The following is a 25,176-nucleotide window of genomic DNA, read 5'->3' as shown; positions in this document are numbered from 1 at the left end:
TTTGAATTGTTCTTTTGAATATCAGTGCAAATTGGGTAATGCGGTGTCTTTGAGCAACTGGGCGGCGGCGGCAATGTCCGGCGCCAGCCAGCGGTCTTGTTCGTAGGCCGGCACCACTTCGCGCAGCAAGCGCCAGGCGCGGTCGGTGCCGGCGCCGAAACGCTGGTCCTTCAGGAATTCGAACGCCTGGGCCGCCAGCAAATATTCGATGGCGAGGATCTGCGTGACGTTGGCCAACACCTGGTGCAGCTTGAGCGCGGCGTTGGTGCCCATGCTCAGGTGGTCTTCCTGCAAGCCCGAGGTGACGAAGTTGTCGAGCACCGCCGGTTGCGCCAGCTGGCGATTTTGCCCACACAGGGACGCGGCAACGTACTGCACGATCATCATCCCGGAGTTGACCCCGGGGTTGCTCACCAGGAACGCCGGCAAGCCGCTGACATGCGGGTTGATCAGGCGGTCCAGACGGCGTTCGGCCACCGAGCCGATCTCGGCCATGGCGATGGCGAGCAGGTCCGCCGCCAGGGCCACCGACTGCCCGTGCGGGTTGGCCTGGGACACCACGCGGTATTTGTCCGGCGTGCCGAGCAGCAGCGGGTTGTCGGTGGCGCTGTTGAGCTCGGTCTCGATCTGGCGCGTGGCGTGGTCCACCTGGTCACGGGCGGCGCCGTGGATCTGCGGGATCGAGCGGATGCTCAACGCGTCCTGGGTGCGGATGCCTTTGCTGCTGGCGATCACTTCACTGCCGTCGAGCAGCGCACGCAGGTTGATACCGACGTGCTGCATGCCCGGGTGCGGCTTGAGGGCGATGATTTCTTCGTCAAACGCATCGATCTGGCCGCGCTGGGCCTCGAAACTCATGGCGCCGATCACGTCGGCCCATTGCAACAAGTGGTGCGCATCGGCCAGGGCCAGGCAGCTCAGGCCGGTCATGCACGGCGTGCCGTTGACCAGGCACAGGCCGTCCTTGGCGCCGAGCACCACCGGCTGCAAACCTTCGGCGCTCAACGCCTGTTGCGCCGGAACGATCTGGCCGCGATAGCTCACATTGCCCACACCCAACAAGGCCACGCCGACATGGGCCATATGGGTCAAATAACCCACCGAGCCCTGGGACGGTACTTGCGGCGTGATGCCGTGGTTGAGCAGCGCCAGCAACGCGTGAACCACCTGCGGGTGCAGGCCGGATTTGCCGTGGCTGTAGTTGATGACGGCGGCGCAGATGATCGCGCGGGTCTGTTCGTCGCTGAGCACCGGGCCGACGCCACAGGCGTGGCTCAGCAGGGTGTTGCGCGACAGCTGGCTGAGTTGCTCGCCCTTGAGCGAGACATTGCACAGCGCGCCCAGGCCGGTGTTCACGCCGTAGGCGCGTTCGCCGCTGGTGACGATGCGTTGCACGATGGCCTGGGCATTGTCGATGCGCGCCCAGGCTTGGCCCGAGAGTTCGAGGACGGCGCCGTGGCGGGCGACGGCGACTACGTCCTGCCAACGTAATGGGGTGTTGGCGATGATGATTGTTGTTGGCTGGGACATCTTCATACCTTCGTTAATTCTTGCGTAGCTTTGCCGGCCTCTTCGCGAGCAAGCCAGCTCCCACAGGGGGATGTATACCTTTTCAATTCTGGTGCAGCTTCACTGGCCTCATCGCAGGCAAGCCAGCTCCCACATTTTGAACTGTGAATACTTTCAAAGGTGGGAGCTGGCTTGCCTGCGATGGGGTCAGCCGGCTCACCACACAATCGGGCTCAGACCACCGCCGCCCGCCGCTGAACAAACCGGTCCACATATTCATCCGCCGGCGAATGCAGGATCTCGCGCGGCGTGCCGACCTGGATCAGCTTGCCGTCCTTGAGGATCGCAATGCGGTTGCCGATGCGCACCGCTTCATCCAGGTCGTGGGTGATGAACACGATGGTCTTGTGCAGGGTCTTTTGCAGCTCCAGCAACTGGTCCTGCATCTCGGCACGGATCAGTGGGTCGAGGGCGCTGAACGCTTCGTCCATCAGGATGATGTCGGTGTCGGCCGCCAATGCGCGGGCCAGGCCAACGCGCTGGCGCATGCCGCCGGAGAGTTGGTGCGGGTATTTGTTTTCGTAGCCTTTGAGGCCCACGGTTTCGATCCAGTGCAGGGCGCGCTCGGCACACACCTGCTTGCTTTCGCCGCGCACTTTCAGGCCGTAGGCGACGTTGTCGAGCACGCTCTTGTGGGGCAGCAGGCCGAAGCTCTGGAACACCATGCTGATCTTGTGCCGACGGAATTGGCGCAGGGCTTCCATGTCCAGTTGCAGGATGTCTTCGCCGTCCACCAGGATCGCGCCGCTGGTGGGGTCGATCAGGCGGTTGAAGTGGCGCACCAGGGTGGATTTGCCGGACCCCGACAGGCCCATGATCACGAAAATTTCGCCGGTGCCGATGCTTAGGGACAGGTCGTTGACGCCGACCACGCAACCGGTCTCGGCCAGCACCTGGTCCTTGGTCTTGCCCTGGCCGATCAGCGCCAGCGCTTCCTTGGAACGGGCGCCGAAGATCTTGAAGACATTTTTAACTTCGATTTTGCTGACAGTAGTCATTTGCTCGCCTCATGCCGTGGACGACCATAGGCCTGGGTAATGCGGTCGATGACCACAGCGAGAATCACGATCGCCAGGCCAGCTTCAAGGCCGCGCCCGACGTTGAGGGTCTGGATGCCCACCAGCACGTCTTCACCCAAGCCACGGGCGCCGATCATCGAGGCGATCACCACCATCGACAGGGCCATCATGGTGGTCTGGTTGATACCGGCCATGATGCTTGGCAGCGCCAGCGGCAGTTGCACGCCGAACAGTTGCTGCCAGCGGTTGGCACCAAAGGCGTTGATCGCTTCCATGACTTCGCCGTCTACCTGGCGAATCCCTAAGTCGGTCAGGCGAATCAGCGGCGGCGCGGCGTAGATCACCGTGGCGAAAATCGCCGGGACCTTGCCCAGGCCAAACAGCATCAGCACCGGGATCAGGTACACGAAGCTCGGCATGGTTTGCATGATGTCCAGCAGCGGCATCAGCACCGAACGCAGGCGGTTGCTGCGTGCCGAGAGGATGCCCAGCGGGATGCCGATCAGCACCGAGATCACCGTGGCGACCATCATCAGCGCCAGCGTCTGCATCAGCTTGTCCCACAGGCCAACCGCGCCCACCAGGAACAGCAAACCGACGATCACCGCCGTGGTCAGCACCTTGCGGGTCGCATGCCAGGCGACGCCGCCGACGATGGCCAGCATCAGCCACCAGGGCGCTGCGCGAAGCAGCCCTTCCAGGTTGACGATGGCCCACAACAGAGTGTCGGAGATGTGCCGGAACACATCGCCGTAGTTGGTGACCAGCGAGTCCACCCAACCGTTGACCCAGTCGGCGATGGAAAACGTAAAACTCTCAGGAAACATATCGTGCTCTCGATCCAATGGGTTGTGGCCAGGCACCCGGCCAACCCCTCAGGGTAGCCGGGCACACTTGACCTACAAGGCCGCGTCGATTTTCTTGGCTGCGTCGTCGCTCACCCAGGCGTGCCAGACCTCAGGATGTTCCTTGAGGAAAATTTTCGCCAGTTTCGGCGATTCAATTCGCTCCTTGGCCATGCGGCCCAGGTTCTGGTTCAGCAGGTCGATGGGCAGGTTGACCTTTTCCAGCACAGCCACCAGTTCCGGGGCTTGCTCGTGGAAGGTCTTGGACAGGCCGACCTTGATGGTCACGCTCTTGTCCACGCCGGCTTTTTCTTCCAGCTTGACCAGATCGACCTGGCCCATCAGCGGCGTCGGCGACCAGTAGTAGAACAGGATCGGCTCGCCACGCTTGTAGCTCGACAACACCGCCGCATCCAGCGCCGGGCCGGTGCCTGGGCGGAAGTTGGTGTAGGAACTTTCCAGGCCGTAGCTCTTGAGCATTTCGCTGTTGTCCAGCTCACAGGTCCAGCCGGCCGGGCAGTTGTAGAAACGGCCTTTGGACGGTTCTTCCTGGTCCTTAAACACGGCGGAATACTTGGCCAGGTCGGCGATGGTTTTCAGGTCCGGCGCCTTGGCTTCCAGCTTGCGCTTGGCGTCGCCTTCGATCACGTAGCGCGGCACGTACCAGCCTTCGATCGCACCCACCACCGGCGCGCCGACGCCGACGACTTTGCCGGCCTTCTCGGCCTTGTTCCAGACTTCGCTGCGGCCCACCCACTCTTCGGCGAACACTTGGATGTCATTGCTGCTCAGGGCGTTTTCCATGGTGATGGAATTGCCTGGCAGGCTGTCGGTTTTGCAGTCGTAGCCTTTTTCCAGCACGGTTTGCAGGATGTCGGTAAGCAACATGCCGCTTTCCCAGTTCAGCCCGGCGAATTTCACCGGCTTGCCGGACTCGCACCAGCCGGCTGCCTGGGCGCCAGCACTGGCCAGCACGCCCGCAGAGAACAGGGTGGCCATCAGGGTTTTATGCATTTTCATTGTTGTGACGCTCCCAATCTTGAAATGGATTACGGCAGTCAGTAGGCATCCTGCCCTGTCCACGTCCCATCAGGCTTGTGCCGCCAGCCCGGGTGTTGTTGGTATAGCGCCCTGCTCTGTTGGCAGGATCAGTTGAGCGGGCACGCTGCCGTGCCATTTTTTCGCACACACGTAGTACAGCGCGGCTGGCAGTACCAGGCCGATGATCCAGGAAATATCCACATCGCCCAGGGCAGCCACCAAGGGGCCGGTGTAGAACTTGGTAGAGATAAACGGCAACTGCACCAGCACACCGAACACATAGACGCTGATACCCAGCAGGTTCCAGCGGCCATAACGACCGTTCGGATCGGCCAGCGCCGGTACGTCATAGCGGTCGCGGGTGATGCAGTAGTAGTCCACCAGGTTGATCGCGCTCCAGGGCGTAAAGAACGCCAGCAGGAACAAGATGAACGACTTGAACGCCCCGAGGAACGAGTGCTGGCCCAGCAAGGCGATCAGGGTCGCCGTGCCGACGATGGCCAGCACGAATACCAGGCGCTGCATGCGCGTAACTTCCATGCGCCCACGAAAGCCGCTGACGATGGTGGCGATGCACATGAAGCTGCCGTAGGAGTTCAGCGTAGAGATGGTCACCTTGCCGAACGCGATGCTGAAATACAGCAGCGCAGCGGTGGCACCGGTACCGCTCAAGCCGACGATGTAGGCCACTTCGTGACCGGCGAATTGCCCATTGGACATGGCTGCGGCAAACACGCCGAGGACCATCGCCACCTGGGCGCCGATCACCGAGCCCGCACCCGCCGCGAGGAAGGTTTTCACCGACGACGTGCTGCTCGGCAGGTAGCGCGAATAGTCCGCCACGTACGGGCCGAAGGCGATCTGCCAGGACGCCGCCAGCGACACCGCCAGCAGGAAACTGCTCCAGCTGAAGTGACGGATTTGCAGGAGCGCACCCACGTCGGTCTGGCTCATCAGGCGGCTGAACAGGTAAACAAAGGCAATCACCCCAATCACGCTGGCGACACGGCCGATGAAGTGAATCACCCGGTAGCCGAGCACTGTGACCAGCACGATGACACTGGCAAAAATCAGGATGCCGACGCTGTCGCTGACGCCAAACAACTGGCCCAGCGCCTGGCCGGACAACACCGTGCCCGTTGCCGTGAACCCGAGGTACATCAAGCACACCAGCACGATCGGAATCGCCGCGCCATACACCCCAAACTGCACCCGGCTGGAGATCATCTGCGGCAAGCCCAATTTGGGCCCTTGCGCCGCATGCAACGCCATGACCCCACCGCCCAGCAGTTGGCCGATGAACAAACCGATCAACGACCAGAACACATCACCGCCCAACACCACGGCCAAGGCCCCGGTGACAATCGCGGTGATTTGCAGGTTGGCGCCCATCCACAGGGTGAACTGGCTAAATAGACGACCGTGTCTTTCCGCTTCCGGGATGTAGTCGATCGAACGTTTCTCGATCAACGGGGTGGTGTCATTTGCAGCCATGTCGGTTCAACCTCTGGTGGATTGTTCGGTGTCTCGATTGTTCTTCTGTGGGAGCCAGCTCCCACACAAGCCCAGCTCCCACATTGAGTTACTTGATCATCGGGAGATTGAGACCCTGCTCTTTGGCGCAGTCGATGGCGATCTGGTAACCGGCATCGGCGTGACGCATCACCCCGGTGGCCGGGTCGTTGTGCAGTACGCGGGCAATGCGCTCAGCCGCTTCGTCGGTACCGTCGCAGACGATCACCATGCCGGAGTGCTGGGAGAAGCCCATGCCAACGCCGCCACCGTGGTGCAGCGAAACCCAGGTCGCGCCGCTCGCGGTGTTGAGCAAGGCGTTGAGCAGTGGCCAGTCGGACACGGCGTCGGAACCGTCCTGCATGGCTTCGGTTTCACGGTTCGGGCTGGACACCGAGCCGGAGTCCAAGTGGTCACGTCCGATCACCACCGGCGCCGACAGCTCGCCGCTGCGCACCATTTCGTTGAACGCCAGGCCGAGCTTGGCGCGCTGGCCCAGGCCAACCCAGCAGATACGCGCCGGCAGGCCCTGGAAGCTGATGCGCTCGCGCGCCATGTCCAGCCAGTTGTGCAGGTGGGCGTCATCGGGGATCAGCTCTTTGACTTTGGCGTCGGTCTTGTAGATGTCCTGCGGGTCGCCGGACAGCGCCGCCCAGCGGAACGGGCCGATGCCACGGCAGAACAGCGGGCGAATGTAGGCCGGAACGAAACCCGGGAAGTCGAAGGCGTTTTCCACGCCTTCTTCCTGGGCCATCTGACGGATGTTGTTGCCGTAGTCGAAGGTCGGGATGCCTTGCTTCTGGAAGTCCAGCATGGCGTTGACGTGCACGGCCATCGACTGCTTGGCGGCCTTGATCACGGCGGCGGGCTCGGTCTTGGCGCGGGCGCGGTATTCGTCCCAGGTCCAGCCGACGGGCAGGTAGCCGTTGAGCGGGTCGTGGGCGCTGGTCTGGTCGGTGACCATGTCCGGGCGCACGCCGCGCTTGACCAGTTCCGGCAGGATTTCTGCGGCGTTGCCCAGCAGGGCGATGGAGATTGCCTTGCCTTCCTTGGTGTACTTGGCGATACGCGCCAGGGCGTCGTCGAGGTCGGTGGCTTGCTCATCGACATAGCGGCTGGCCAAGCGGAAATCGATGCTGACTTGCTGGCACTCGATGTTCAGCGAGCATGCGCCCGCCAGGGTCGCGGCCAATGGCTGCGCGCCGCCCATGCCGCCGAGGCCGGCGGTGAGCACCCAGCGCCCGGTCAAGTCGCTGTTGTAGTGCTGGCGACCGGCTTCGACGAAGGTTTCATAGGTGCCCTGGACGATGCCTTGGCTGCCGATGTAGATCCAGCTGCCGGCGGTCATCTGGCCGTACATGGCCAGGCCCTTGGCATCCAGTTCGTTGAAGTGTTCCCAGCTGGCCCAGTGCGGCACCAGGTTGGAGTTGGCGATCAGTACGCGCGGGGCGTTGCTGTGGGTCTTGAACACGCCGACCGGCTTGCCGGACTGCACCAGCAGGGTTTCATCGTCGTTCAAATTGGTGAGGCTTTCGACGATCTGGTCGTAGCACTCCCAGTTACGCGCCGCACGGCCAATACCGCCGTACACCACCAGCTCTTTCGGGTTTTCGGCCACTTGTGGGTCGAGGTTGTTCATCAGCATGCGCAGCGGCGCTTCAGTCAGCCAGCTTTTGGCGGTGAGCTTGTTACCGTGGGCGGCGCGGATTTCTACGTCACGGTATTTAGTAGGCTTGGTCACAACTCAGACTCCTCAGCGATCGATGCGCATACTTGATTGGTGCGATGTGGACTCTTACGCACACATCTTTACTTGTACATACAAGCATATGCAATCAAGCGGCCAACTTGCTGAGGGGGCTGTTGGGATTTTTGGGGAAAGGGCGTGCGGGCCTTGGAAATTAAGGCTTCGGGGGTTGATGAAATTTCTTACGGGAGAGTTTTGTCGCGGGGGATGTTTGTTGCGTCGGCATGGCTTTGCGCCATGCTGGGGCGTTCGGTAACAAGTTGGTGCGCCGGTTGGAAACAGATCGAATGAACAGAGGGAAACAAATGTGGGAGCTGGCTTGCCTGCGATCGCGGTGTGTCAGTCAGTACATCTGCTACTGAAACACCGCTATCGCAGGCAAGCCAGCTCCCACAGGTTTTAACCGAGCTGGGTCAGTTCGATGATGCAGCTGCGGCCGGCTACGGAGATATCCAGCAGGCCAGTGTTACCGTCCACTTGCAGGCAATCGTGATGACCGAGCTTCTCACCCAACACCTTCACTTCATCCGCCACGCTGAACACCAACACCGTCTGCGCCGTAGTGAAAATCCGCTGTTCACCATCCACCCACTGCAACCGCGCGTGATAACGCGCTGGCGAATAGATCAGGTTGAAATCGCGGATCGGCCCCGTGATCAAACGACACGCCACCTGGCTGTCACCCTTGAACGCGAACGGTTGCAGCGGTAACAACCCGCGTTGCTCTTCACCATCCACCGTCAACACCATGCCCGCGCCCTGGATCACGGTGATCACACGCTGGTAGCCGGCAAAGGTGGAGAACCCGCCCGACTCGGCGATATCGGCAATCGACAGGCGCCAGCCAAAACCATCCAGGCCGGCGCCTGCGTCACGGGTGATTTCTTCGGTGCTGCCGCCGCCGTTTTTCCACGGCATGCGCACGTAGTCAGTGGCGCGCCAGACTTTCACTGCACTCATTTACTGAAACGTCCTTCCAGGCTGTGACGGGAACCGGGGTGGATCAACCGCGCGGCGGTCACCGGTTGGCGACCAGACCAGGTGCGGCGGCGAATCAACAGGCACGGCTCGCTGGGTTCGATCTGCAGCAGCTTGCACTCGGCGGCGTCGGCGAGGATCGCTTCCACCACGTGCTCGCCTTCGGTCAGCGGCGCCACCTGGTTCAAGTAGGCGTAAGGGGTCTGCTGGGTGAAATCCTGTTGCAGGTATTCCGGCGCGACCAGGGCGTTGACGAAGCGGTCTTCGATTTGCACGGGGATATCGTTTTCGAAGTGCACGATCAGCGAATGGAACACCCGCCCGCCTTCGCGCATTTCCAGGGCGACGGCGCGTTCGGAACCGGCGGCCTCTTCGCCCAGGTGGATGACCTGGCACGTGTGCCGATGACCGCGTGAGGCGATCTCATCGGCAATGTTGTGCACTTCAAACAGCGCCGACTGGCTCTTCGGCTCTGCGACAAAGGTGCCGACGCCCTGCATGCGCACCAGCAACCCTTCGGCGGTGAGCTCGCGCAGGGCGCGGTTGATGGTCATACGGCTGAAGCCCAGCTGGCTGACCAACTCGCTCTCCGAAGGCACCCGGTAATGGGGCGGCCAGTTGCCGTTGAGAATCTGCTGGCTGATCATCTGTTTGACGCGGGCGTACAAGGGCGCCGGACTTTCGTCCATGTGGGCAGCCAGCGAAGACTTGGCGGGCGGAGTCGGCACAGGGAATCCTTGCAGGGGGAAAAGATGCATAGATTGCCGGAGTTTACCGAGCAGGCAAACGTCTGTATATGTATATACAAATAAACACACGACCGGGGTGCCTTGATCATGTCCGCTTTCTTTGCCGAACGCGCACTGCTGCCTAATGGATGGGCCAATGATGTACGTCTTGAAGTCAGCGCCGATGGCCTGCTGACACAGGTTGCGGCCAACGCCAGTGCAGAGGGCGCCGAACGGCTGAGAGGCCCGGTGTTGGCGGGCATGCCGAACTTGCACTCCCATGCATTCCAGCGCGCCATGGCCGGTTTGGCCGAAGTGGCGGGCAACCCGAACGACAGCTTCTGGACCTGGCGCGACCTGATGTACCGCATGGTCGGCAAGATCAGCCCGGAGCAATTGCAGGTGATCGCGCGCCAGCTGTATATCGAGATGCTCAAGGCCGGTTACACCTCGGTGGCCGAATTTCATTACGTGCACCATGACGTCAGCGGCGCGCCCTACGCCGATTGCACCGAGCTGTCGCGGCAGATCAGCCAGGCGGCGGCCAGCAGCGGGATTGGTTTGACGCTGTTGCCGGTGCTCTACACCCACTCAGGGTTTGGTGGGCAAGCGCCGAACGAGGGCCAGCGCCGGTTTATCAACAGCACGGAAAACTACCTGGACCTGCAAGCGCGCCTCCAGCCGATCCTCGCCGCGCAACCGGCGCAAGAGCTGGGCCTGTGTTTCCACTCCCTGCGCGCGGTCACGCCGCAACAAATCAACGAAGTGCTGGCGGCCAGCAACAAGGCCTGCCCGGTGCATATCCACATCGCCGAACAGCAAAAGGAAGTCGACGACTGCCTGGCCAGGAGCGGCAAACGCCCGCTGCAATGGCTGTATGACAATGTGCAAGTGGATGAGCGCTGGTGCCTGGTGCATGCCACCCACGCCGATGCGGATGAGATCACGCGCATGGCCAAGAGCCGGGCGATTGCGGGGTTGTGCCTGACCACCGAAGCGAACCTGGGTGATGGGATTTTCCCGGCGGTGGATTTCCTCGCACAGGGCGGGCGCATGGGGATTGGGTCCGACAGCCATGTGTCGTTGAGCGTGGTCGAGGAGTTGCGTTGGTTGGAATACGGGCAACGCCTGCGTGATCAGCGGCGCAATCGTCTGTATCGCAGTGATCAGCCGATGGTCGGGCGGACGCTGTTTGATGCGGCGCTGGACGGTGGTGCCCAGGCGTTGGGTCAGCCGATTGGTCGTTTGGAAGTGGGTAAACGTGCGGATTGGCTGGTGCTGGATGGCAATGATCCGTACCTGGCGACGGCTAGCGAGGATGGGATTCTCAATCGCTGGTTATTTGCGGGCGGGGATCGGCAGGTGCGGGATGTGTTGGTGAATGGGAAGTGGGTGGTTCGCGATGGACATCATGCCGGCGAAGAAGACAGCAATCGCGCATTCACCCAGGTCCTGAAGGACCTACTCGGTTAAAAAATGTGGGAGCTGGCTTTTGTGGGAGCTGGCTTGCCTGCGATGCAGGCACCTCGGTGTTTCAGGCATACCGAGGTGATGCCATCGCAGGCAAGCCAGCTCCCACATTGGATCACCGCTGCTCTCAGGATTACTGTGAGGTCTTCGCCATCTGCTTGTCCGACGTACGCCAGATCAACCGCGTTGTGTCGTACCCCTGCTGTCGCGCCCTGCTCAGCAGGTCTTCGCGGGTGTCCGCATTGACCGTCGGCGTACGCGACAAGATCCACATGTAACGCCGGCTCGGGCTGCCCACAATCGCGGTCTTGTAGTCATCGCTGACATACAGCACCCAGTAATCGCCCTTGGCGACGCCCGGCAGCAACGACGTAAACCAGTTGTTGAATTCCACCCAGAGCTTATCGGTCTTGCCCGGCACTTGCGGCGTGGCCGTGCCTTTGGCTTCTTCCCACTTCCATTCAGTCGTCAGGCAGCGGTTGAACACCGACATGTCGCCATCCGGCAACAGGGTGTAACGGGCTTCGGACTGCGCGCAGTTGCGCTGGAAGTACATCGGCAATCGCGCCAGCTCGTACCAGGTGCCCTGGTACCGCTTGAGGTTGACGTTGCTCGCGGTCTTGGGTTGCAGATCATCGCCAGAATGGCTGGCGCAGCCTGCCAAAAACAGGCTGGCGCAAAGGTATAAAACAAAACGCATCATTCTTCTTCTCCCGCAGGCTCGCGCCCCGGTTTACTTCAGGCCTTGCCCGGAAAACATCAGAACCTTGTCACCGGCATATTGCACGCTGATAAAGCTGGTTTTATCGCCCCAGGTGCAGCTGGACATGCCCAGTGCGCCGGAACAATCGGTCGGCTTACCCAACAGCGACTCCACCTCGGCCTTGGCCATGCCAGCCGACAGCTTTGCGTAGTTTTCTTGGTTGACCTTGCTGCAAGCGGCCAACAGCACGCAAAAAGTCAGCAGGGCGAGACGGCGTAACGACATGGAAAAACTCCTGGAGGGACGAAGCAGCATGGGGGTCTGCCAGAAGCTTAGAAGGGAAAAGGGGTTTCTGGTTCCCGACGGGCAAAAACAAAAAAGCCCCGAAAACGCTGAAACGTTTCGGGGCTTCTTTTAGGGTGACTCGGCTCACAACACTGCCGATCACTTATCGCAGCAATTTACTTTTTGTGATACGCCGTCACACGCTCAACTTCTTCCTTCGAACCCAGGAACACCGCCACACGCTGGTGCAGGCCTTCCGGCTGGATGTCGAGGATGCGCTGGTGGCCGTCGGTGGACGCGCCGCCCGCTTGCTCAACCAGGAACGACATCGGGTTGGCTTCGTACATCAAACGCAGCTTGCCCGGCTTGGACGGCTCGCGGCTGTCGCGTGGGTACATGAACAGACCACCACGGGTCAGGATGCGGTGCACGTCGGCCACCATTGCGGCCACCCAGCGCATGTTGAAGTTTTTCTTCAATGGACCTTCTTCGCCCGCCATCAGCTCGCCGACGTAGCGGGTCACCGGTTCTTCCCAGTGGCGCTGGTTGGACATGTTGATCGCGAATTCCTGGGTAGCGGCAGGAATGGTGATGTCTTCGTGGGTCAGCACGAAGCTGCCCATTTCGCGGTCCAGGGTAAAACCCTTGACGCCGTCGCCCAGGGTCAGCACCAGCATGGTCTGTGGGCCGTAGATCGCGTAGCCGGCAGCAACCTGTTGGGTGCCTGGCTGCAGGAAGGCTTTTTCGTTCAGCGGCTCGTTCTGGCTCAGGTATTCGTTCGGGCAACGCAGTACCGAGAAGATGGTGCCAACCGGTGCGTTGATGTCGATGTTGGACGAACCGTCCAGTGGGTCGAACACCAGCAGGTACGCGCCTTTCGGGTATTTGCCCGGGATCTGGTAGGCATTGTCCATTTCTTCGGACGCCATGCCGGCCAGGTGACCGCCCCATTCGTTGGCTTCGAGCAGGATCTCGTTGGAGATCACGTCGAGTTTCTTCTGCACTTCGCCCTGCACGTTTTCAGTGCCCATGCTGCCCAGGACACCACCCAGTGCGCCTTTGGACACGGCGTGGCTGATTTCCTTGCAAGCACGCGCCACCACTTCGATAAGGAAGCGCAGATCGGCAGGCGTGTTGTTGCTGCGGGTCTGCTCGATCAAATAGCGACTCAAGGTAACGCGGGACATGTAAGGCTCCGGAGAATGGGGGGCTTAAAAACCCGCGCAGTTTAACGCGAGTCGGGGCTTATTTCCTCTAATCAGAGGATTTAACGCCAATAGAGTTCACGGTTTGGCCTGGGGCTTGCGCAACAAACTGTAGGCCATGCCTCCCAGCGCCGCCACACCGAGCAGGAGCACGGCCCACAGGCCGAGTTTCTTCCAGTCGGCACCGGCGTCGGGCGCAGCGGCAACGCTGGCTGTTTTGACCACCACCTCCCCTGCTACCTTCGCCTCTCCCAGCGTCTTGAAGCGCTCGGCACTGTAGTCCGGGATCAACGTGGTCAACGGCAGATTCGCCGCCTTCACCGACGCGTTGCCCAGCGCCAGGGTAAACGGCGGCTCACCCCGCGCCAGGAACACCAGCTGCGTGGCGCGCACCGCAAAGTGCAGGGCCGGCGCCTCGACACCCAGGCCGCCGCCGCGTTCGTCCACCTGCAACTTGAGCTCAGTGACCACCTGACCCGGCAACGGCAACTCATCCTGCACCACGTCCTGGCCGTTCTGGGTCAGGCGGTAGAGCAAACCGTTGCTCAACGGTTGCCAGGCCTGCTGGCTGTCGCGCCGGCCGGACAACGTCACGGGTGCCAAGGTGTTCGGCTGATTCAACTCGACACGCAAGCGCTCGATATTCAGCCCGGTCGGCAACTGCCAACTGTATTCGCCCGCCTTGTGCCGTGTGCCCGCCAACGGCTGCGACCACACCAGCGGCATCGGCAGGCTGCTGCTCGTGGCGCTGACCAGCTTGGCCGAAGTCAACTGCGGCGCCGCCTGGCCTTGCCACACCAGGCGCAGGTAACGCGCGGATTGCCCCGGCAGGTTCACGTCGTGCTGCTCGACCCGCTCGTCGGCAAACGACAGGCGCGCCACTTGCCCGTCGCCCCAAGGCGTCCAGTGCTGCAAATCATCGCTGGCCTCGATGCTGAAACGCTGGAAACCCTCTTGCTCGCGGCTCCAGTCCAGGCTCAGTTGCTGCAACGGCGCCTTGATCGCGCTGGCGTCCAGCACCCAGCCGCGCAACACCTGCTGTACCTGGGGCGTGGAGGGGCGGATTTCCAGCAACGTGCCTTCGCTGGTGGATTTCATCACCACGCCTGGCAAGGCTTCATGGGTGTCGGCAGCGTACAGCGGGAACCACTTCACGTCCGCCACATGGCGGCTTTCGCTGCGCTGCGCGGGTTGGCGGGACAGCGCGTAGGCCTGCGGTTCCCCGGCGGCGTTGAACACCCGCACGTCGCTGAGATCTGCCTGCCGCGCACTCAATTGCACCGCCAACGGCACCTCCAGGCGATACCAAGGCCCGGCGCCGCTCACCGCCAGCGGCACCTGGACCGCAAAGTCCGCCGGCGTTTCCTGGGCGTAGGCCGCCGAACACAGCAACCACATCGCCAACCCACTCAGACTCAGCTTGCCCATCAAGACGATGCTCCCTCAGTTTCCACACGCTTGGGCGGCAGCGGCGCAAAGTAGCCCACCACCAGCAACAAGCCGCCCACGCCGATAAACGACACGATCCGCGCCAGCCCGCCACGGTTGCTCAACTCGACAAAAAACAGCTTGGCCACTACCAGCGCAATCAGCGCCGCGCCGATCAGCCACACTTCGCGACGATGGCGCAGGTGGCCGCCGATCATCAGGCCGAGGGCGATCAGCGTCCACACGATCGACAGGCCGGCCTGCACCAGCATCGATTCGAGCAACGCGTCCAACTGGAACGGCACGCCGCCCCAATGGTGCGCGGTGCGCATCACCAACGCGGTAAAGAACGCAAACAACGAAATGCCCGCCACACCTTGGGCAATCAACTCAACACGTGGCCCACGCTCCGGCGCTGCGCTACGCGACCACAGGTAGATACCCAGCAACGCGAACAGCAAACCCAGATCCAGCGGATTGAGCAGCGGCACATAAGGCAACGGCTCGGCCGTGCCGTCGCTGAAGCTATTCGCCAACCAGAACCAGCCCAGCATCAGCACCGCCAACGGCAGCGCGGCCAGCACGCGGTATTCCCGTGGATACGCCGCCACCGGCCACGGCCAACTGCGCGGCGCAGCCGCCAGCACCAGATACACGCTGGGCAGGATCGCCCAGCCGAGCCAGCGCCAGGCGTTGTACTGATCCGACAGCAGCAACAGGCCATAACGCAATTCCAGCGCCAACACGCCGATCAGCATCCAGCAGCCGAGCACGTGGGCAGCGCTCAGCACCTTGGCAGGAACCGTCGTCGCCAAGCGCCGCAGCGAGATGAAATGCACGGCGAACACCGCCAGCCACGCTAGCCAGCCAAACTGCGCCGCCGGGTGGTAATAGGCATGGGCAGACACCAGCAACACCACGCCCGCTGCGGGCATCAACAAGGTGCACAGCATGCCCAGCGACGCCCAGTTCAGGCGGGCGGCCAGCAGCGTCCAGATCGCCACGCTCACGGCGGCGATGGCCAACAGGAACGCGCCTTGCACCTCGCGCGGGGCAAAGCGCAGCACTTCGCCGACCAGCGCCAACACCCACCACGCCGCGCCCCACACCAGCAGCAGGTCGGACAGGCGTTGCAGTTTCAACACGGCAAACACCGGCGCATGGGGTTGACGCTGCAAGCGCCAGGCGCCGACCAGTGCGGCCAGGCCCAGCACCAACGGCGTCCAGAAACCGCTATGGGCCAAGGGTCGCAAGCCTTCGCTGGTCAACGGCCCCAGCAGTTCCGGCACCGACAGCAGGAATGAACCGCCGCCGATCAGTTGCAGCAGCAAGCCGAATACAAAACTCACGCGCTGCTGCAGGTACAGGCTCAACCAGATGATCAACAGACCACTGGCCGCCCACACGCCGCTGGCGCTTTGCCACGGCAGCACAAACAGCACCGCGAGGTTGATCAGCACTAAACCCGCCAGCAGCACCACCGACAGCCCGCGCAGCAAACGCACATCGCCTCGCACCATGTCGTCGCGTGCCGCCAGCAACATCCCGCCGATCAAGGCCAGGCCGATCAGCGACGCGGTGAGCAACCCACTCCAGCCCGCACTGAACACCGCCGCGCCTTCACCGCCTTGCAAGCGCAGCAGGAACAACGCGCCGCCCAACAGCTGCACGGCGAACGCGGTGAAGAGGAAGGTGCGCGAGCCGATGCGCAGGCCGACAAACAGCGTCGCCAGACCGGCGATGGCCCAACTGATGGCGGTGCCTTGGGTCAACAGAAGCAAAGGTGCAAGCAGATACAAGAAGGTCAGACCCAGGCTCGCCAACACCGGCAGGCCTTTGCGCTCCCAGTCCGCCGCCTGTTCGTTCGGTGCCTTGCGCAATTGATCGAAGCTGAACAGCAGCGCCGCGCCGAGCAGCAGCGCGCCCAGCGGTGCGCCATCGAGCAAGGTGTGTTCGCCAACGCGTAACTCGCTGAGGAACGCCAACGCCGAGCCCACTTGCAGCAGCAAGCCGAACGCCCGTGCCAATGGCCGTTGCTGGCGCAAGCCCAGCCAGAAGATCCCGGCGCCTTCCACGGCCCAGGCGGCAGCGGTCCAGCGTGCATCGAGCCCCAAAGGGATCGCGAGGCTGGCAAAGATCACACCCAGTGCCAGACAGGTTTCGGCCAACAACAACGCGCGGCCGCCACTGAGCAGTCGCGCCAGCCCCATGTAGATAATGCCCAGGCCAAGCGCACTGAACGCGGCGGCAAACTCAAGGTGCTGCACCAGCGCGAACTGCAAGCCAAAGCCCACCAGCGGCGGGCCGAACAGCATGCTGCCGTCGACATAATCGCCCTTGGCAGCCGACCAGCGCAGCAACGCATCACGGCCTGCAGGCGCGTCACCCATTTCCAACAACTTGCGCCGGGCAAACAATAGGCCGATGGCCAGGTACATCAGGAAAAACAGGATCAGGAATGGCTCGGTGCTCCACAACAGTTCCGGCGTGTAGGAGCGCATGCCCCAAGCGAAGCCGATGCCAAAGGTGCCGACAAAGCCGATCAGGTTGAGCAGGCGCCACGCCTTGAACCAGGCAATGGCGAGGATGCCGGCGTTGAGCAAGGCGAAGTAGCTGAACAACGCCACATGGTTGCCCGCGCCGGTGGACGTGAGGATCGGCGCCGCAAAGCCGCCAAGCGCGGCGGCGCAGGCCAGGCCCAAGGCGTCCTGGGTAATCGCCAGGATCGCCGAGAACACCGTGACCGCCACCAGCAAGCCCAACGCTGCACTGGGGTCGATCAGCGGATGCAGGCGCATCGCCGCAAAGACCGTGAGGTACAACACCGCGATCCCGGTGCCTTGCAGCATCAAGCCGTAGTTGCTGTTGCGCAGGCGCAGCCACCAGCCCAGGCCCAACAGGGCGATGGCAGCGGCGGCGACACCGGCGTAGCGCAGTTCAATCGGCACCACCATGCCTTCGGTGGCATAACGCAGCAAGAAGGCCAGGCCGAGGAACAACAGCACCACACCCACACGCAATACGGTGTTGCCGCCAAACAGCCAATTGCGCGCACCGCTGATAGCGCGTTCGATCAGGTTGGGGCCACGGGGGATTGCCGGTTCTTTTTCCGGGCGGGGCGTTGGGGCCCAGGCGTCTTCCGGCAGTGGCCGGCTTGTTTCGGCCACCACGGCGACGGGTGCCAATTCGGCCGGCAGTTCCCAGACCAGCTCGGGCGCCTCGGCCACGGGGGTTGGCTCGGGGATTGGGGGTTCGACGATGGCGCTGCTTGGTGGCGCGGGCACTTCCAGTTGCCGCAGGCGTTCACCCAGGGCGATCAGCGCCTTTTGTGTGGTTTCCAGCTGGGTTGCCTGCTTGTCTGCCTGGGCCGACAGCTGCGTGAGGCGGATCGCCTGGCCAAGCCCAAGGCCCAGCAGCGCACCGATGCCGGCGTCACTGAACGACTCGTCGAGTGTCCAGCCGAGCGCGAGGCCAATCAGCATGAAAATCCATTGCATGGTCGATAATCCCTAGGCAAACCGAGGCCTAGTATATCGACGCGAGAGCAATGTGGGAGAAGGCTTATGTGGGCTTATGTGGGAGCGGGCTTGCCCGCGATTGCGGTGTGCCAGTCGACATATTTGTTAACTGACACACCGTAATCGCGGGCAAGCCCGCTCCCACAAGAGCCTGTTCCCACAGGGTGTTGCGGGGTTTAGTCGAGGGCTTTCCAGATTTCGGTGGCGTATTCGCGGATGGTTCGGTCGGAACTGAACCAGCCCATCCGCGCCGTATTGAGCACCGCCGAGCGCCACCACGCCTTGGAATCGTGCCAATGCGCTTCGACCCGCGCCTGGGCGTCCCAGTAGGAGTCGAAGTCGGCACACACCAGGAAACGGTCGTAGTCGACCAGCCCGTCGATCAAACCCACATAACGGCCCGGATCATCCGGCGAGAACACCCCGCCACGGATCGCTTGCAGCACATCGTTGAGGCGATGGGACGCGGCAATATCGGGCCCGGCGTTGAATTCACCGGCATGTTTACGCGCTTCCACCTGCTGGGCGCTGAGGCCGAAGATAAACATGTGTTCGGCACCGACGCGCTCGTGCATCTCCACGTTGGCGCCGTCCATGGTGCCGATGGTCAGCGCGCCGTTGAGGCCGAACTTCATGTTGCTGGTGCCCGAGGCTTCAAAGCCGGCGGTGGAGATCTGCTCCGACAAGTCCGCCGCCGGGATGATGCTTTCCGCCAGGCTGACGTTGTAGTTGGGCAGGAACACCACCTTGAGCAGGCCGCGCACGGTGGGGTCGTTGTTGACGGTGCGGGCGATGTCGTTGGTCAGCTTGATGATCAACTTGGCCTGGTGATAACTGGCCGCCGCCTTGCCCGAGAAGATCTTCACCCGTGGCACCCAGTCGGTGCCCGGCTCGGCACGGATCGCCTGGTACAGCGCCACGGTGTGCAGCAGGTTGAGCAGTTGGCGCTTGTATTCGTGGATGCGCTTGACCTGCACGTCGAACATCGCCGCCGGGTTGACCGAGATGCCCAGGCGTTCGTGGATGATTTCCGCCAGTGCCCTTTTACTGTGCAGGCGTTGCTCGGCGAACTCTTTGCGGAACGCCTGTTTGTCGGCAAACGGTTCCAGCTCGATCAGGCGCTGTTCGGGTTGGTCGAGGATGTCCGGGCCAAGGGCTTGCACGAGCATCTCGGTGAGTTTGGGGTTGGCCTGGTACAGCCAGCGGCGGAAGGTGATGCCGTTGGTTTTGTTGTTGATGCGTTCGGGGTAGAGCTTGTGCAGTTCGGAGAACACCGTGCTGCGCATCAACTGGGTGTGCAAACCCGACACGCCATTGACGCTGTGGGAGCCGAGGAACGCCAGGTTGCCCATGCGCACGCGGCGGCCGTTGTCTTCTTCGATCAGCGACACGGCGCGCAGCACGTCGAAGTCGTGGATGCCCTTGGCGCGCAGCGAGTCGATGTGCTGGGCGTTGATCAGGTAGATGATCTGCATGTGCCGGGGCAGCATGCGTTCCATCAAACCTACAGGCCAGGTTTCCAAGGCTTCGGGCAGCAGGGTGTGGTTGGTGTAGGAAAGGGTTTCGACGGTGACCTGCCAGGCCGCATCCCAGGCGATGTCGTGCAGGTCCACCAACTGGCGCATCAACTCGGCCACGGCGATGGACGGGTGGGTGTCGTTGAGCTGGATCGCCGCGTGCTCGCCCAGGCTGAGGACCGAGCCGTGCATGTTCTTGTGGCGGCGCAGCAGGTCTTGCAGGGAGGCGGCGACAAAGAAGTATTCCTGGCGCAGGCGCAGTTCCTGCCCCGCTTCGGTGCTGTCGGCCGGGTAAAGCACGCGGGAGATGCTTTCGGCGCGGGCTACTTCGGCGACGGCGCCAAGGTGGTCACCGGCGTTGAAGCGCTCCAGGTGCAGGTCTTCCACAGCGCGGGCACGCCACAGGCGCAGGGTGTTGACGCTGGCACCGCGCCAGCCGACCACCGGGGTGTCGTAGGCAATGGCGCGCACGGTTTCGTTGGGCGTCCAGATCTGGATCAGCTTACCCGCAGCATCTGGCCGGGTTTCGACGCTGCCGCCAAAGCCAATGGAATACACCACTTCGGGCCGTTCGAACTCCCACGGGTTGCCGAAATCCAGCCAGTGCTCGGTCTGTTCCTGTTGCCAGCCATCGACAATCGCCTGGCGGAACAGGCCATGTTCATACCGGATGCCATAGCCGTGGCCGGCAATGCCCAAGGTCGACATGCTTTCCATGAAGCACGCCGCCAAACGGCCCAGGCCACCATTGCCGAGCGCTGCGTCAGGCTCCAGCAGGCGGATGCGCTCAAGGTCCACGCCCAGCTCGGCCAGGGCTTCGCGGGCAATCTCCAGCACGCCGAGGTTACTCAGGCTGTCGTAGAGCAGACGGCCGATGAGGAATTCCAGGGAGAGGTAATAAACGCGCTTCTGGCCTTTGCGGTAGATGCGCCGCGTGTGGTCCATCCAGTGATCGACCATCTGGTCGCGCGCGGCCAGGGCAATGGCTTCGAACCAGTCGTGGTCGAAGGCGTGATCCGGGTCCTTGCCCACCGCGTAGGTGAGTTTGGTCAAGACGGCATCGCGGAATGCGGCTACCTCTGCTTCTCGTGCAAGTGGTTCCTGAGACATCAGATGCGACCTCGGGCGAGATAGAAGGAGTTGCTAGAGCCTAGACGGTCTGACAGACGGTGACCGCTCTGGTTCGGCACTTTTTTAACGCATTTACCTTTGCCGGTTTTTGATGCATTGGCCGTGCCTGCTTTGCCTGCGGTGCGCCTTCTGGCTGAAACCGAGAAAATATTGTTCAAAAAATCACCAATCCCGGTATGATCGCGCGCCCGGATACAGCCCCACCTTTTGGAACCCTGATGAAGCCTCAACTGATCGCCGCCGCGGAACTCGACCGTCTTGAAACGTGGCAGAAATACTCCGCGCACATGTGCGGTGGCTGCGTGTCCAGCTGCTGTACGCTGCCGGTGGAAGTGAAGGTCAAGGACCTGATCCGCATTGGCCTGGTCGATGAGTTCGAACTCGGCGACCCGGCGAAGAACATCGCCAAGCGCTTGCAGAAAGAAGGCATCGTTGAGCGCTTCAATTCCAAGTCCGAGATTTTTACCCTGCAGCGCATGAGCAACAACGACTGCCTGTTCCTGGATCGTAAGACGCGCTTCTGCACTATTTATGACAAGCGCCCGGATACCTGCCGCAACCACCCGAAGATCGGGCCGCGCCCGGGCTATTGCGCGTATAAGCCGAAGGAAGTGGTGCGCGAGACCAAGTTCAAGACCCTCGACAAGTTCTGATCCATATTTTGTAGTGCCCTTTAGGCCCTCATCGCAGGCACAAAAAAACGCCCCCGGCCTTTCGACCGGGGGCGTTTTTCATTCAGCCTGAGTTAACTCAGTTCTTGGCTTTCTTGGCAGCGCGGGTACGCTCGCCTTCGTCCAGGATCTTCTTACGCAGGCGGATCGACTTAGGCGTCACTTCGCACAGCTCGTCGTCCTGGATGAATTCCAGGGCCTGTTCCAGGGTGAAGCGAACAGGTGGAACCAGAGCGATGGTTTCGTCTTTGCCCGAAGCACGCATGTTGTCGAGCTTCTTGCCTTTGGTTGGGTTGACGCCCATGTCGGTGTCACGGCTGTTCAGACCAACGATCTGACCGTTGTAGATCTCTTGACCGTGTTCAACGAACAGCTTGCCACGCGCCTGGAGGGTTTCCAGGGAGTAGGTCAGCGCCTTGCCGGTTTCTACCGATACCAGAACGCCGTTCTGACGGCCGGACATTTGGCCGGACTTCATCACGTCGTAACGGTCGAAGATCGAGGTCAGGATGCCAGCACCGTTGGTCAGGGTCAGGAACTGGTTACGGAAACCGATCAGACCGCGAGCAGGGATGTTGTATTCCAGACGTACACGGCCTTTGCCATCCGGCACCATGTTGGTCAGGTCGCCTTTACGCAGGCCCATCTCTTCCATCACCTTGCCCTGGGATTCTTCCGGGGTGTCGATGGTGACGTTTTCGAACGGCTCGTTCTTCACGCCGTCTACAACGCGGATGATCACTTCTGGACGACCAACGCCCATTTCGAAGCCTTCACGACGCATGGTTTCGATCAGTACGGACAAGTGCAGCTCGCCACGGCCCGATACTTTGAACTTGTCAGCCGAGTCGCCTTCTTCAACGCGCAGTGCAACGTTGTACAGCAGCTCTTTGTCCAGACGTTCCTTGATGTTACGGGAAGTCACGAACTTGCCTTCTTTACCGCAGAATGGCGAGTCGTTTACCTGGAAGGTCATGGAAACGGTTGGCTCGTCAACGGTCAACGGCTTCATCGCTTCAACGTTCAGCGGGTCGCACAGGGTGTCGGAGATGAACAGCGAGTCCATGCCGCTGATGCAGACGATGTCGCCGGCAGCCGCTTCTTCAACGTCTACACGGTGCAGACCGTGGTGACCCATCAGCTTCAGGATACGACCGTTACGCTTCTTGCCGTCGGCGTCGATAGCCACAACCGGAGTGTTCGGCTTGACGCGACCACGAGCGATACGGCCAACACCGATAATGCCCAGGAAGCTGTTGTAGTCCAGTGCCGAGATTTGCATCTGGAACGGGCCGTCACGGTCAACTTTCGGCGCTGGTACGTTGTCGACGATCGACTGGTACAGCGGGGTCATGTCTTCAGCCATGTCGGTGTGGTCCAGACCGGCAATGCCGTTCAGGGCCGAGGCGTAGACGACTTTGAAGTCCAGCTGTTCTTCGGTAGCACCCAGGTTGTCGAACAGGTCGAAGATCTGGTCCAGAACCCAGTCCGGACGCGCGCCTGGACGGTCAACCTTGTTGATCACCACGATTGGACGCAGGCCGGCTTCGAAAGCCTTCTTGGTCACGAAACGGGTTTGCGGCATAGGGCCGTCTTGGGCATCAACCAGCAGCAGAACGGAGTCAACCATCGACATTACGCGTTCTACTTCGCCGCCGAAGTCGGCGTGGCCCGGGGTATCCACGATGTTGATGTGGTAGCCGTTCCAGTTGATAGCGGTGTTTTTAGCCAGGATGGTAATACCGCGCTCTTTTTCCTGGTCGTTGGAGTCCATCACGCGCTCGTCGTTGAGCTCGTTGCGCTCCAGGGTGCCGGATTGACGCAGGAGTTTGTCTACCAGGGTGGTTTTACCATGGTCAACGTGAGCAATGATGGCGATGTTACGTAGATTTTCGATCACTTGTGTATCTCGATCAGAGGATTCGGTGTGCTGACAGGTCGTGGCAGCGATTAACAGTAGAGTCAGGCCTTGCCGTTACAGCTTGACGGCAGAGTCGGGGGGCCGGTGACGCAGGCCACAGGCAAACAGCCCCGGGCTCTTAGCTCGGTCGATAAACGCGCACATTGGCATGCCCCTCACTGAGCAAATGGTGGGCATGCAGGCGACTCATCACGCCTTTGTCGCAATACAGCAGGTACTGACGGCTGTTATCCAGTTCCTTGAAACGCGCGTTCAATGCATAAAACGGCAGCGTTTGCACGTCGATGCCAGCGATTTCCAGCGGCTCATCTTCAGCGGCATCCGGGTGACGGATGTCGATGACGATCTGGCCGGCCAGGGCTTCGCTGACTTCTTCGATCTTGATGTCCTGGCCCAATTCGTCGATCACGCGATCGATCGGCACCAGCTTGGCGTTCTCGAGCGCACGCTCCAGAACGGCCATGTCGAACTGTTGTTCTTCGTACTCCACGCGGTTGCGCTTGGCGTGGGTCTTGGGGTTCACCGAGATGACCCCGCAATATTCAGGCATGTGCTTGGCAAAGTCGGCCGTGCCAATTTCTTCGGCCAGGTCGATGATGTCCTGCTTGTGGCTGGCGATCAGCGGGCGCAAGACCAGCTTCTCGGTGACGCAATCGATCAGCGACAGGTTCGGCAGCGTTTGGCTGGAAACCTGGGAGATGGCTTCACCGGTCACCAGGGCGTCGATCTGCAGTTGCTCGGCGATCCGCGACGCAGCGCGCAACATCATACGCTTCAATACCACGCCCATATGACTGTTATCGACTTTACCGAGAATTTCTCCCAGCACTTCCTCAAACGGCACGCTTACAAATAGCACGCGTTGGGAGCTGCCGTACTTCTTCCAGATAAAGTGCGCGACTTCCATCACGCCCAATTCGTGTGCACGCCCGCCCAGGTTAAAGAAGCAGAAGTGGCTCATCAGGCCGCGCCGCATGATCTGGTAGGCCGCCACCGTGGAATCGAAACCGCCAGACATCAACACCAGGGTCTGTTCCAGGGCGCCCAGCGGGTAGCCGCCGATGCTGTTGTGCTGGCTGTGGATGACAAACAACCGTTGGTCGCGAATTTCCATGCGCACTTCAATTTGCGGCGCTTTCAGGGAAATTCCGGCGGCGCCGCACTCGCGACGCAGCTTGCTGCCGACGTATTTCTCGACGTCCATGGAGCTGAAGGTGTGCTTGCCGGCGCGCTTGCAACGCACCGAAAAGATCTTGCCTTCGATCTCGCTGCCGAAGTGCTGTTTGCACTTCTCGGTGATGTCGTCGAAGTCGCCCAGCGGGTACTCATCCACCTGCAGGAAATGCGCGATGCCCGGCATGCAGCTCAGGCGCTCGGTCATGTCCTTCAAGGCTTTGGCGTCGGTGATGCGGGTTTCCAGTTCGAGGTTGTCCCACACGCCGTTCACCACCACAGCCGGGTCCAGGTCACGGAGCACGGCACGGATGTTCTTGGCCAACTGACGGATGAAACGCGTCCGTACCGGTCGGCTCTTGATGGTGATCTCGGGGAAGACTTTAACGATTAATTTCATGGAAACAGCGCGCGCCGGGCCTGCTGAAAAAGGGGGGCGCGGATTATAGCGGAAATCGCTCAAGGTTTAACCAGTTAATATGCATCGGACTACGCACGCACTAAAGCAGTGCATTTTCAGGCGCTTGCGCCACATTGCGGTGCGCCATTTTCGGGCTTTTGTCGCATTGCACCTTTATAGGGGCGTTTTTGGACCAAAAAACCCATGTTGGCGCACTGGCATGCAATTTGCTCTCTTGTGAGGCAGGTTGCCATGGCGGACTATCCGCGCCGGCATCACCCACATTCTAAGGGCTAACTCCACTACCCCAGCCCG

General features: G+C 61.4%; 18 protein-coding genes. 2 read left to right on the top strand and 16 right to left on the bottom strand.

What is annotated here, in order from left to right; genetic code table 11:
• Positions 1–21: 21 nt before the first annotated feature.
• The 8 genes from hutH to hutC all read right to left on the bottom strand — a co-directional run bounded on the left by hutH (position 22) and on the right by hutC (position 9,400).
• Positions 22–1,530 (bottom strand): histidine ammonia-lyase, encoded by a 1,509-nt coding sequence (gene hutH, locus ACU688_RS22970; protein WP_448186484.1) that lies wholly within the window; start codon positions 1,528–1,530, stop codon positions 22–24.
• A gap of 212 nt (positions 1,531–1,742) precedes the next feature.
• Positions 1,743–2,567, bottom strand: coding sequence for a quaternary amine ABC transporter ATP-binding protein (locus ACU688_RS22965; RefSeq protein WP_207041323.1), 825 nt, complete (start codon positions 2,565–2,567; stop codon positions 1,743–1,745).
• Positions 2,564–3,415, bottom strand: coding sequence for an ABC transporter permease (locus ACU688_RS22960; RefSeq protein ID WP_017738813.1), 852 nt, complete (start codon positions 3,413–3,415; stop codon positions 2,564–2,566). The genes ACU688_RS22965 and ACU688_RS22960 overlap by 4 nt, the downstream gene beginning before the upstream one ends.
• Before the next feature lie 72 nt (positions 3,416–3,487).
• Complete coding sequence (locus tag ACU688_RS22955) at positions 3,488–4,453, bottom strand: ABC transporter substrate-binding protein (RefSeq protein ID WP_448186483.1); 966 nt, start codon at positions 4,451–4,453, stop codon at positions 3,488–3,490.
• Between the two features lie 69 nt (positions 4,454–4,522).
• Positions 4,523–5,968, bottom strand: a complete 1,446-nt coding sequence (locus tag ACU688_RS22950) for a purine-cytosine permease family protein (protein ID WP_448186482.1) — start codon at positions 5,966–5,968, stop codon at positions 4,523–4,525.
• A gap of 88 nt (positions 5,969–6,056) precedes the next feature.
• A complete protein-coding gene (gene hutU, locus ACU688_RS22945; protein ID WP_448186481.1) occupies positions 6,057–7,727 on the bottom strand; it encodes a urocanate hydratase in 1,671 nt (556 codons plus the stop codon).
• Positions 7,728–8,132: 405 nt separating this feature from the next.
• Positions 8,133–8,693 (bottom strand): HutD/Ves family protein, encoded by a 561-nt coding sequence (locus ACU688_RS22940; RefSeq protein ID WP_448186480.1) that lies wholly within the window; start codon positions 8,691–8,693, stop codon positions 8,133–8,135.
• Entirely contained in the window at positions 8,690–9,400 is a 711-nt protein-coding gene (gene hutC / locus ACU688_RS22935) for a histidine utilization transcriptional repressor HutC (RefSeq protein ID WP_017738808.1), read from the bottom strand. Before hutC ends, ACU688_RS22940 begins: the two co-directional genes overlap by 4 nt.
• Before the next feature lie 147 nt (positions 9,401–9,547).
• On the opposite strand from hutC, the gene ACU688_RS22930 reads away from it, so the two are divergent.
• On the top strand, positions 9,548–10,912 hold the full coding sequence (locus ACU688_RS22930) for a formimidoylglutamate deiminase (protein WP_448186479.1): 1,365 nt from the start codon (positions 9,548–9,550) through the stop codon (positions 10,910–10,912).
• A 130-nt stretch (positions 10,913–11,042) separates the two neighbouring features.
• Here the strand turns inward: ACU688_RS22930 and ACU688_RS22925 are convergent, their stop codons facing one another.
• The 6 genes from ACU688_RS22925 to ACU688_RS22900 form a co-directional block, all read right to left on the bottom strand.
• A complete protein-coding gene (locus ACU688_RS22925; protein ID WP_017734862.1) occupies positions 11,043–11,612 on the bottom strand; it encodes a lipocalin family protein in 570 nt (189 codons plus the stop codon).
• Between the two features lie 30 nt (positions 11,613–11,642).
• The gene (locus ACU688_RS22920) at positions 11,643–11,897 is read right to left on the bottom strand and encodes a hypothetical protein (protein ID WP_017734861.1); all 255 of its coding nucleotides are present in this window, start codon (positions 11,895–11,897) and stop codon (positions 11,643–11,645) included.
• 176 nt (positions 11,898–12,073) lie between these two features.
• A complete protein-coding gene (locus ACU688_RS22915) occupies positions 12,074–13,084 on the bottom strand; it encodes a class 1 fructose-bisphosphatase (protein WP_017734859.1) in 1,011 nt (336 codons plus the stop codon).
• A gap of 96 nt (positions 13,085–13,180) precedes the next feature.
• Positions 13,181–14,530 carry a DUF3999 domain-containing protein gene (locus ACU688_RS22910; RefSeq protein ID WP_448186478.1) on the bottom strand — a complete coding sequence of 450 codons (1,350 nt, stop codon included), beginning with the start codon at positions 14,528–14,530 and terminating at the stop codon, positions 13,181–13,183.
• Positions 14,530–18,027, bottom strand: coding sequence for a DUF2339 domain-containing protein (locus tag ACU688_RS22905; protein ID WP_448186477.1), 3,498 nt, complete (start codon positions 18,025–18,027; stop codon positions 14,530–14,532). Before ACU688_RS22905 ends, ACU688_RS22910 begins: the two co-directional genes overlap by 1 nt.
• A gap of 197 nt (positions 18,028–18,224) precedes the next feature.
• Positions 18,225–20,675 carry a glycogen/starch/alpha-glucan phosphorylase gene (locus tag ACU688_RS22900; RefSeq protein ID WP_448186476.1) on the bottom strand — a complete coding sequence of 817 codons (2,451 nt, stop codon included), beginning with the start codon at positions 20,673–20,675 and terminating at the stop codon, positions 18,225–18,227.
• 239 nt (positions 20,676–20,914) lie between these two features.
• On the opposite strand from ACU688_RS22900, the gene ACU688_RS22895 reads away from it, so the two are divergent.
• Positions 20,915–21,349, top strand: a complete 435-nt coding sequence (locus tag ACU688_RS22895) for a YkgJ family cysteine cluster protein (protein ID WP_017734855.1) — start codon at positions 20,915–20,917, stop codon at positions 21,347–21,349.
• Between the two features lie 97 nt (positions 21,350–21,446).
• Here ACU688_RS22895 and typA read toward each other — a convergent pair whose 3' ends face one another.
• Positions 21,447–23,267, bottom strand: coding sequence for a translational GTPase TypA (typA, locus tag ACU688_RS22890; RefSeq protein ID WP_017734854.1), 1,821 nt, complete (start codon positions 23,265–23,267; stop codon positions 21,447–21,449).
• A gap of 139 nt (positions 23,268–23,406) precedes the next feature.
• Positions 23,407–24,861 carry a tRNA uracil 4-sulfurtransferase ThiI gene (gene thiI / locus ACU688_RS22885; protein WP_448186475.1) on the bottom strand — a complete coding sequence of 485 codons (1,455 nt, stop codon included), beginning with the start codon at positions 24,859–24,861 and terminating at the stop codon, positions 23,407–23,409.
• Between the last annotated feature and the right edge of the window lie 315 nt (positions 24,862–25,176).

Source organism: Pseudomonas acericola (SeqCode) (assembly GCF_053456465.1).
The sequence above is the reverse complement of the archived record's forward strand: the minus strand, read 5'-3'. Positions and strand labels throughout refer to the sequence as shown.

What these genes read in the sequence shown, in the direction of transcription:
- ACU688_RS22940 (WP_448186480.1), bottom strand. Translation starts at nt 8,693, where the DNA reads ATGAGTGCAGTGAAAGTCTGGCGCGCCACTGACTACGTGCGCATGCCG.
- ACU688_RS22915 (WP_017734859.1), bottom strand. Translation starts at nt 13,084, where the DNA reads ATGTCCCGCGTTACCTTGAGTCGCTATTTGATCGAGCAGACCCGCAGC.
- hutC (WP_017738808.1), bottom strand. Translation starts at nt 9,400, where the DNA reads ATGGACGAAAGTCCGGCGCCCTTGTACGCCCGCGTCAAACAGATGATC.
- hutH (WP_448186484.1), bottom strand. Translation starts at nt 1,530, where the DNA reads ATGTCCCAGCCAACAACAATCATCATCGCCAACACCCCATTACGTTGG.
- thiI (WP_448186475.1), bottom strand. Translation starts at nt 24,861, where the DNA reads ATGAAATTAATCGTTAAAGTCTTCCCCGAGATCACCATCAAGAGCCGA.
- ACU688_RS22910 (WP_448186478.1), bottom strand. Translation starts at nt 14,530, where the DNA reads ATGGGCAAGCTGAGTCTGAGTGGGTTGGCGATGTGGTTGCTGTGTTCG.
- ACU688_RS22955 (WP_448186483.1), bottom strand. Translation starts at nt 4,453, where the DNA reads ATGAAAATGCATAAAACCCTGATGGCCACCCTGTTCTCTGCGGGCGTG.
- ACU688_RS22925 (WP_017734862.1), bottom strand. Translation starts at nt 11,612, where the DNA reads ATGATGCGTTTTGTTTTATACCTTTGCGCCAGCCTGTTTTTGGCAGGC.
- ACU688_RS22930 (WP_448186479.1), top strand. Translation starts at nt 9,548, where the DNA reads ATGTCCGCTTTCTTTGCCGAACGCGCACTGCTGCCTAATGGATGGGCC.
- ACU688_RS22950 (WP_448186482.1), bottom strand. Translation starts at nt 5,968, where the DNA reads ATGGCTGCAAATGACACCACCCCGTTGATCGAGAAACGTTCGATCGAC.
- ACU688_RS22900 (WP_448186476.1), bottom strand. Translation starts at nt 20,675, where the DNA reads ATGTCTCAGGAACCACTTGCACGAGAAGCAGAGGTAGCCGCATTCCGC.
- ACU688_RS22920 (WP_017734861.1), bottom strand. Translation starts at nt 11,897, where the DNA reads ATGTCGTTACGCCGTCTCGCCCTGCTGACTTTTTGCGTGCTGTTGGCC.
- ACU688_RS22965 (WP_207041323.1), bottom strand. Translation starts at nt 2,567, where the DNA reads ATGACTACTGTCAGCAAAATCGAAGTTAAAAATGTCTTCAAGATCTTC.
- ACU688_RS22895 (WP_017734855.1), top strand. Translation starts at nt 20,915, where the DNA reads ATGAAGCCTCAACTGATCGCCGCCGCGGAACTCGACCGTCTTGAAACG.
- ACU688_RS22960 (WP_017738813.1), bottom strand. Translation starts at nt 3,415, where the DNA reads ATGTTTCCTGAGAGTTTTACGTTTTCCATCGCCGACTGGGTCAACGGT.
- ACU688_RS22905 (WP_448186477.1), bottom strand. Translation starts at nt 18,027, where the DNA reads ATGCAATGGATTTTCATGCTGATTGGCCTCGCGCTCGGCTGGACACTC.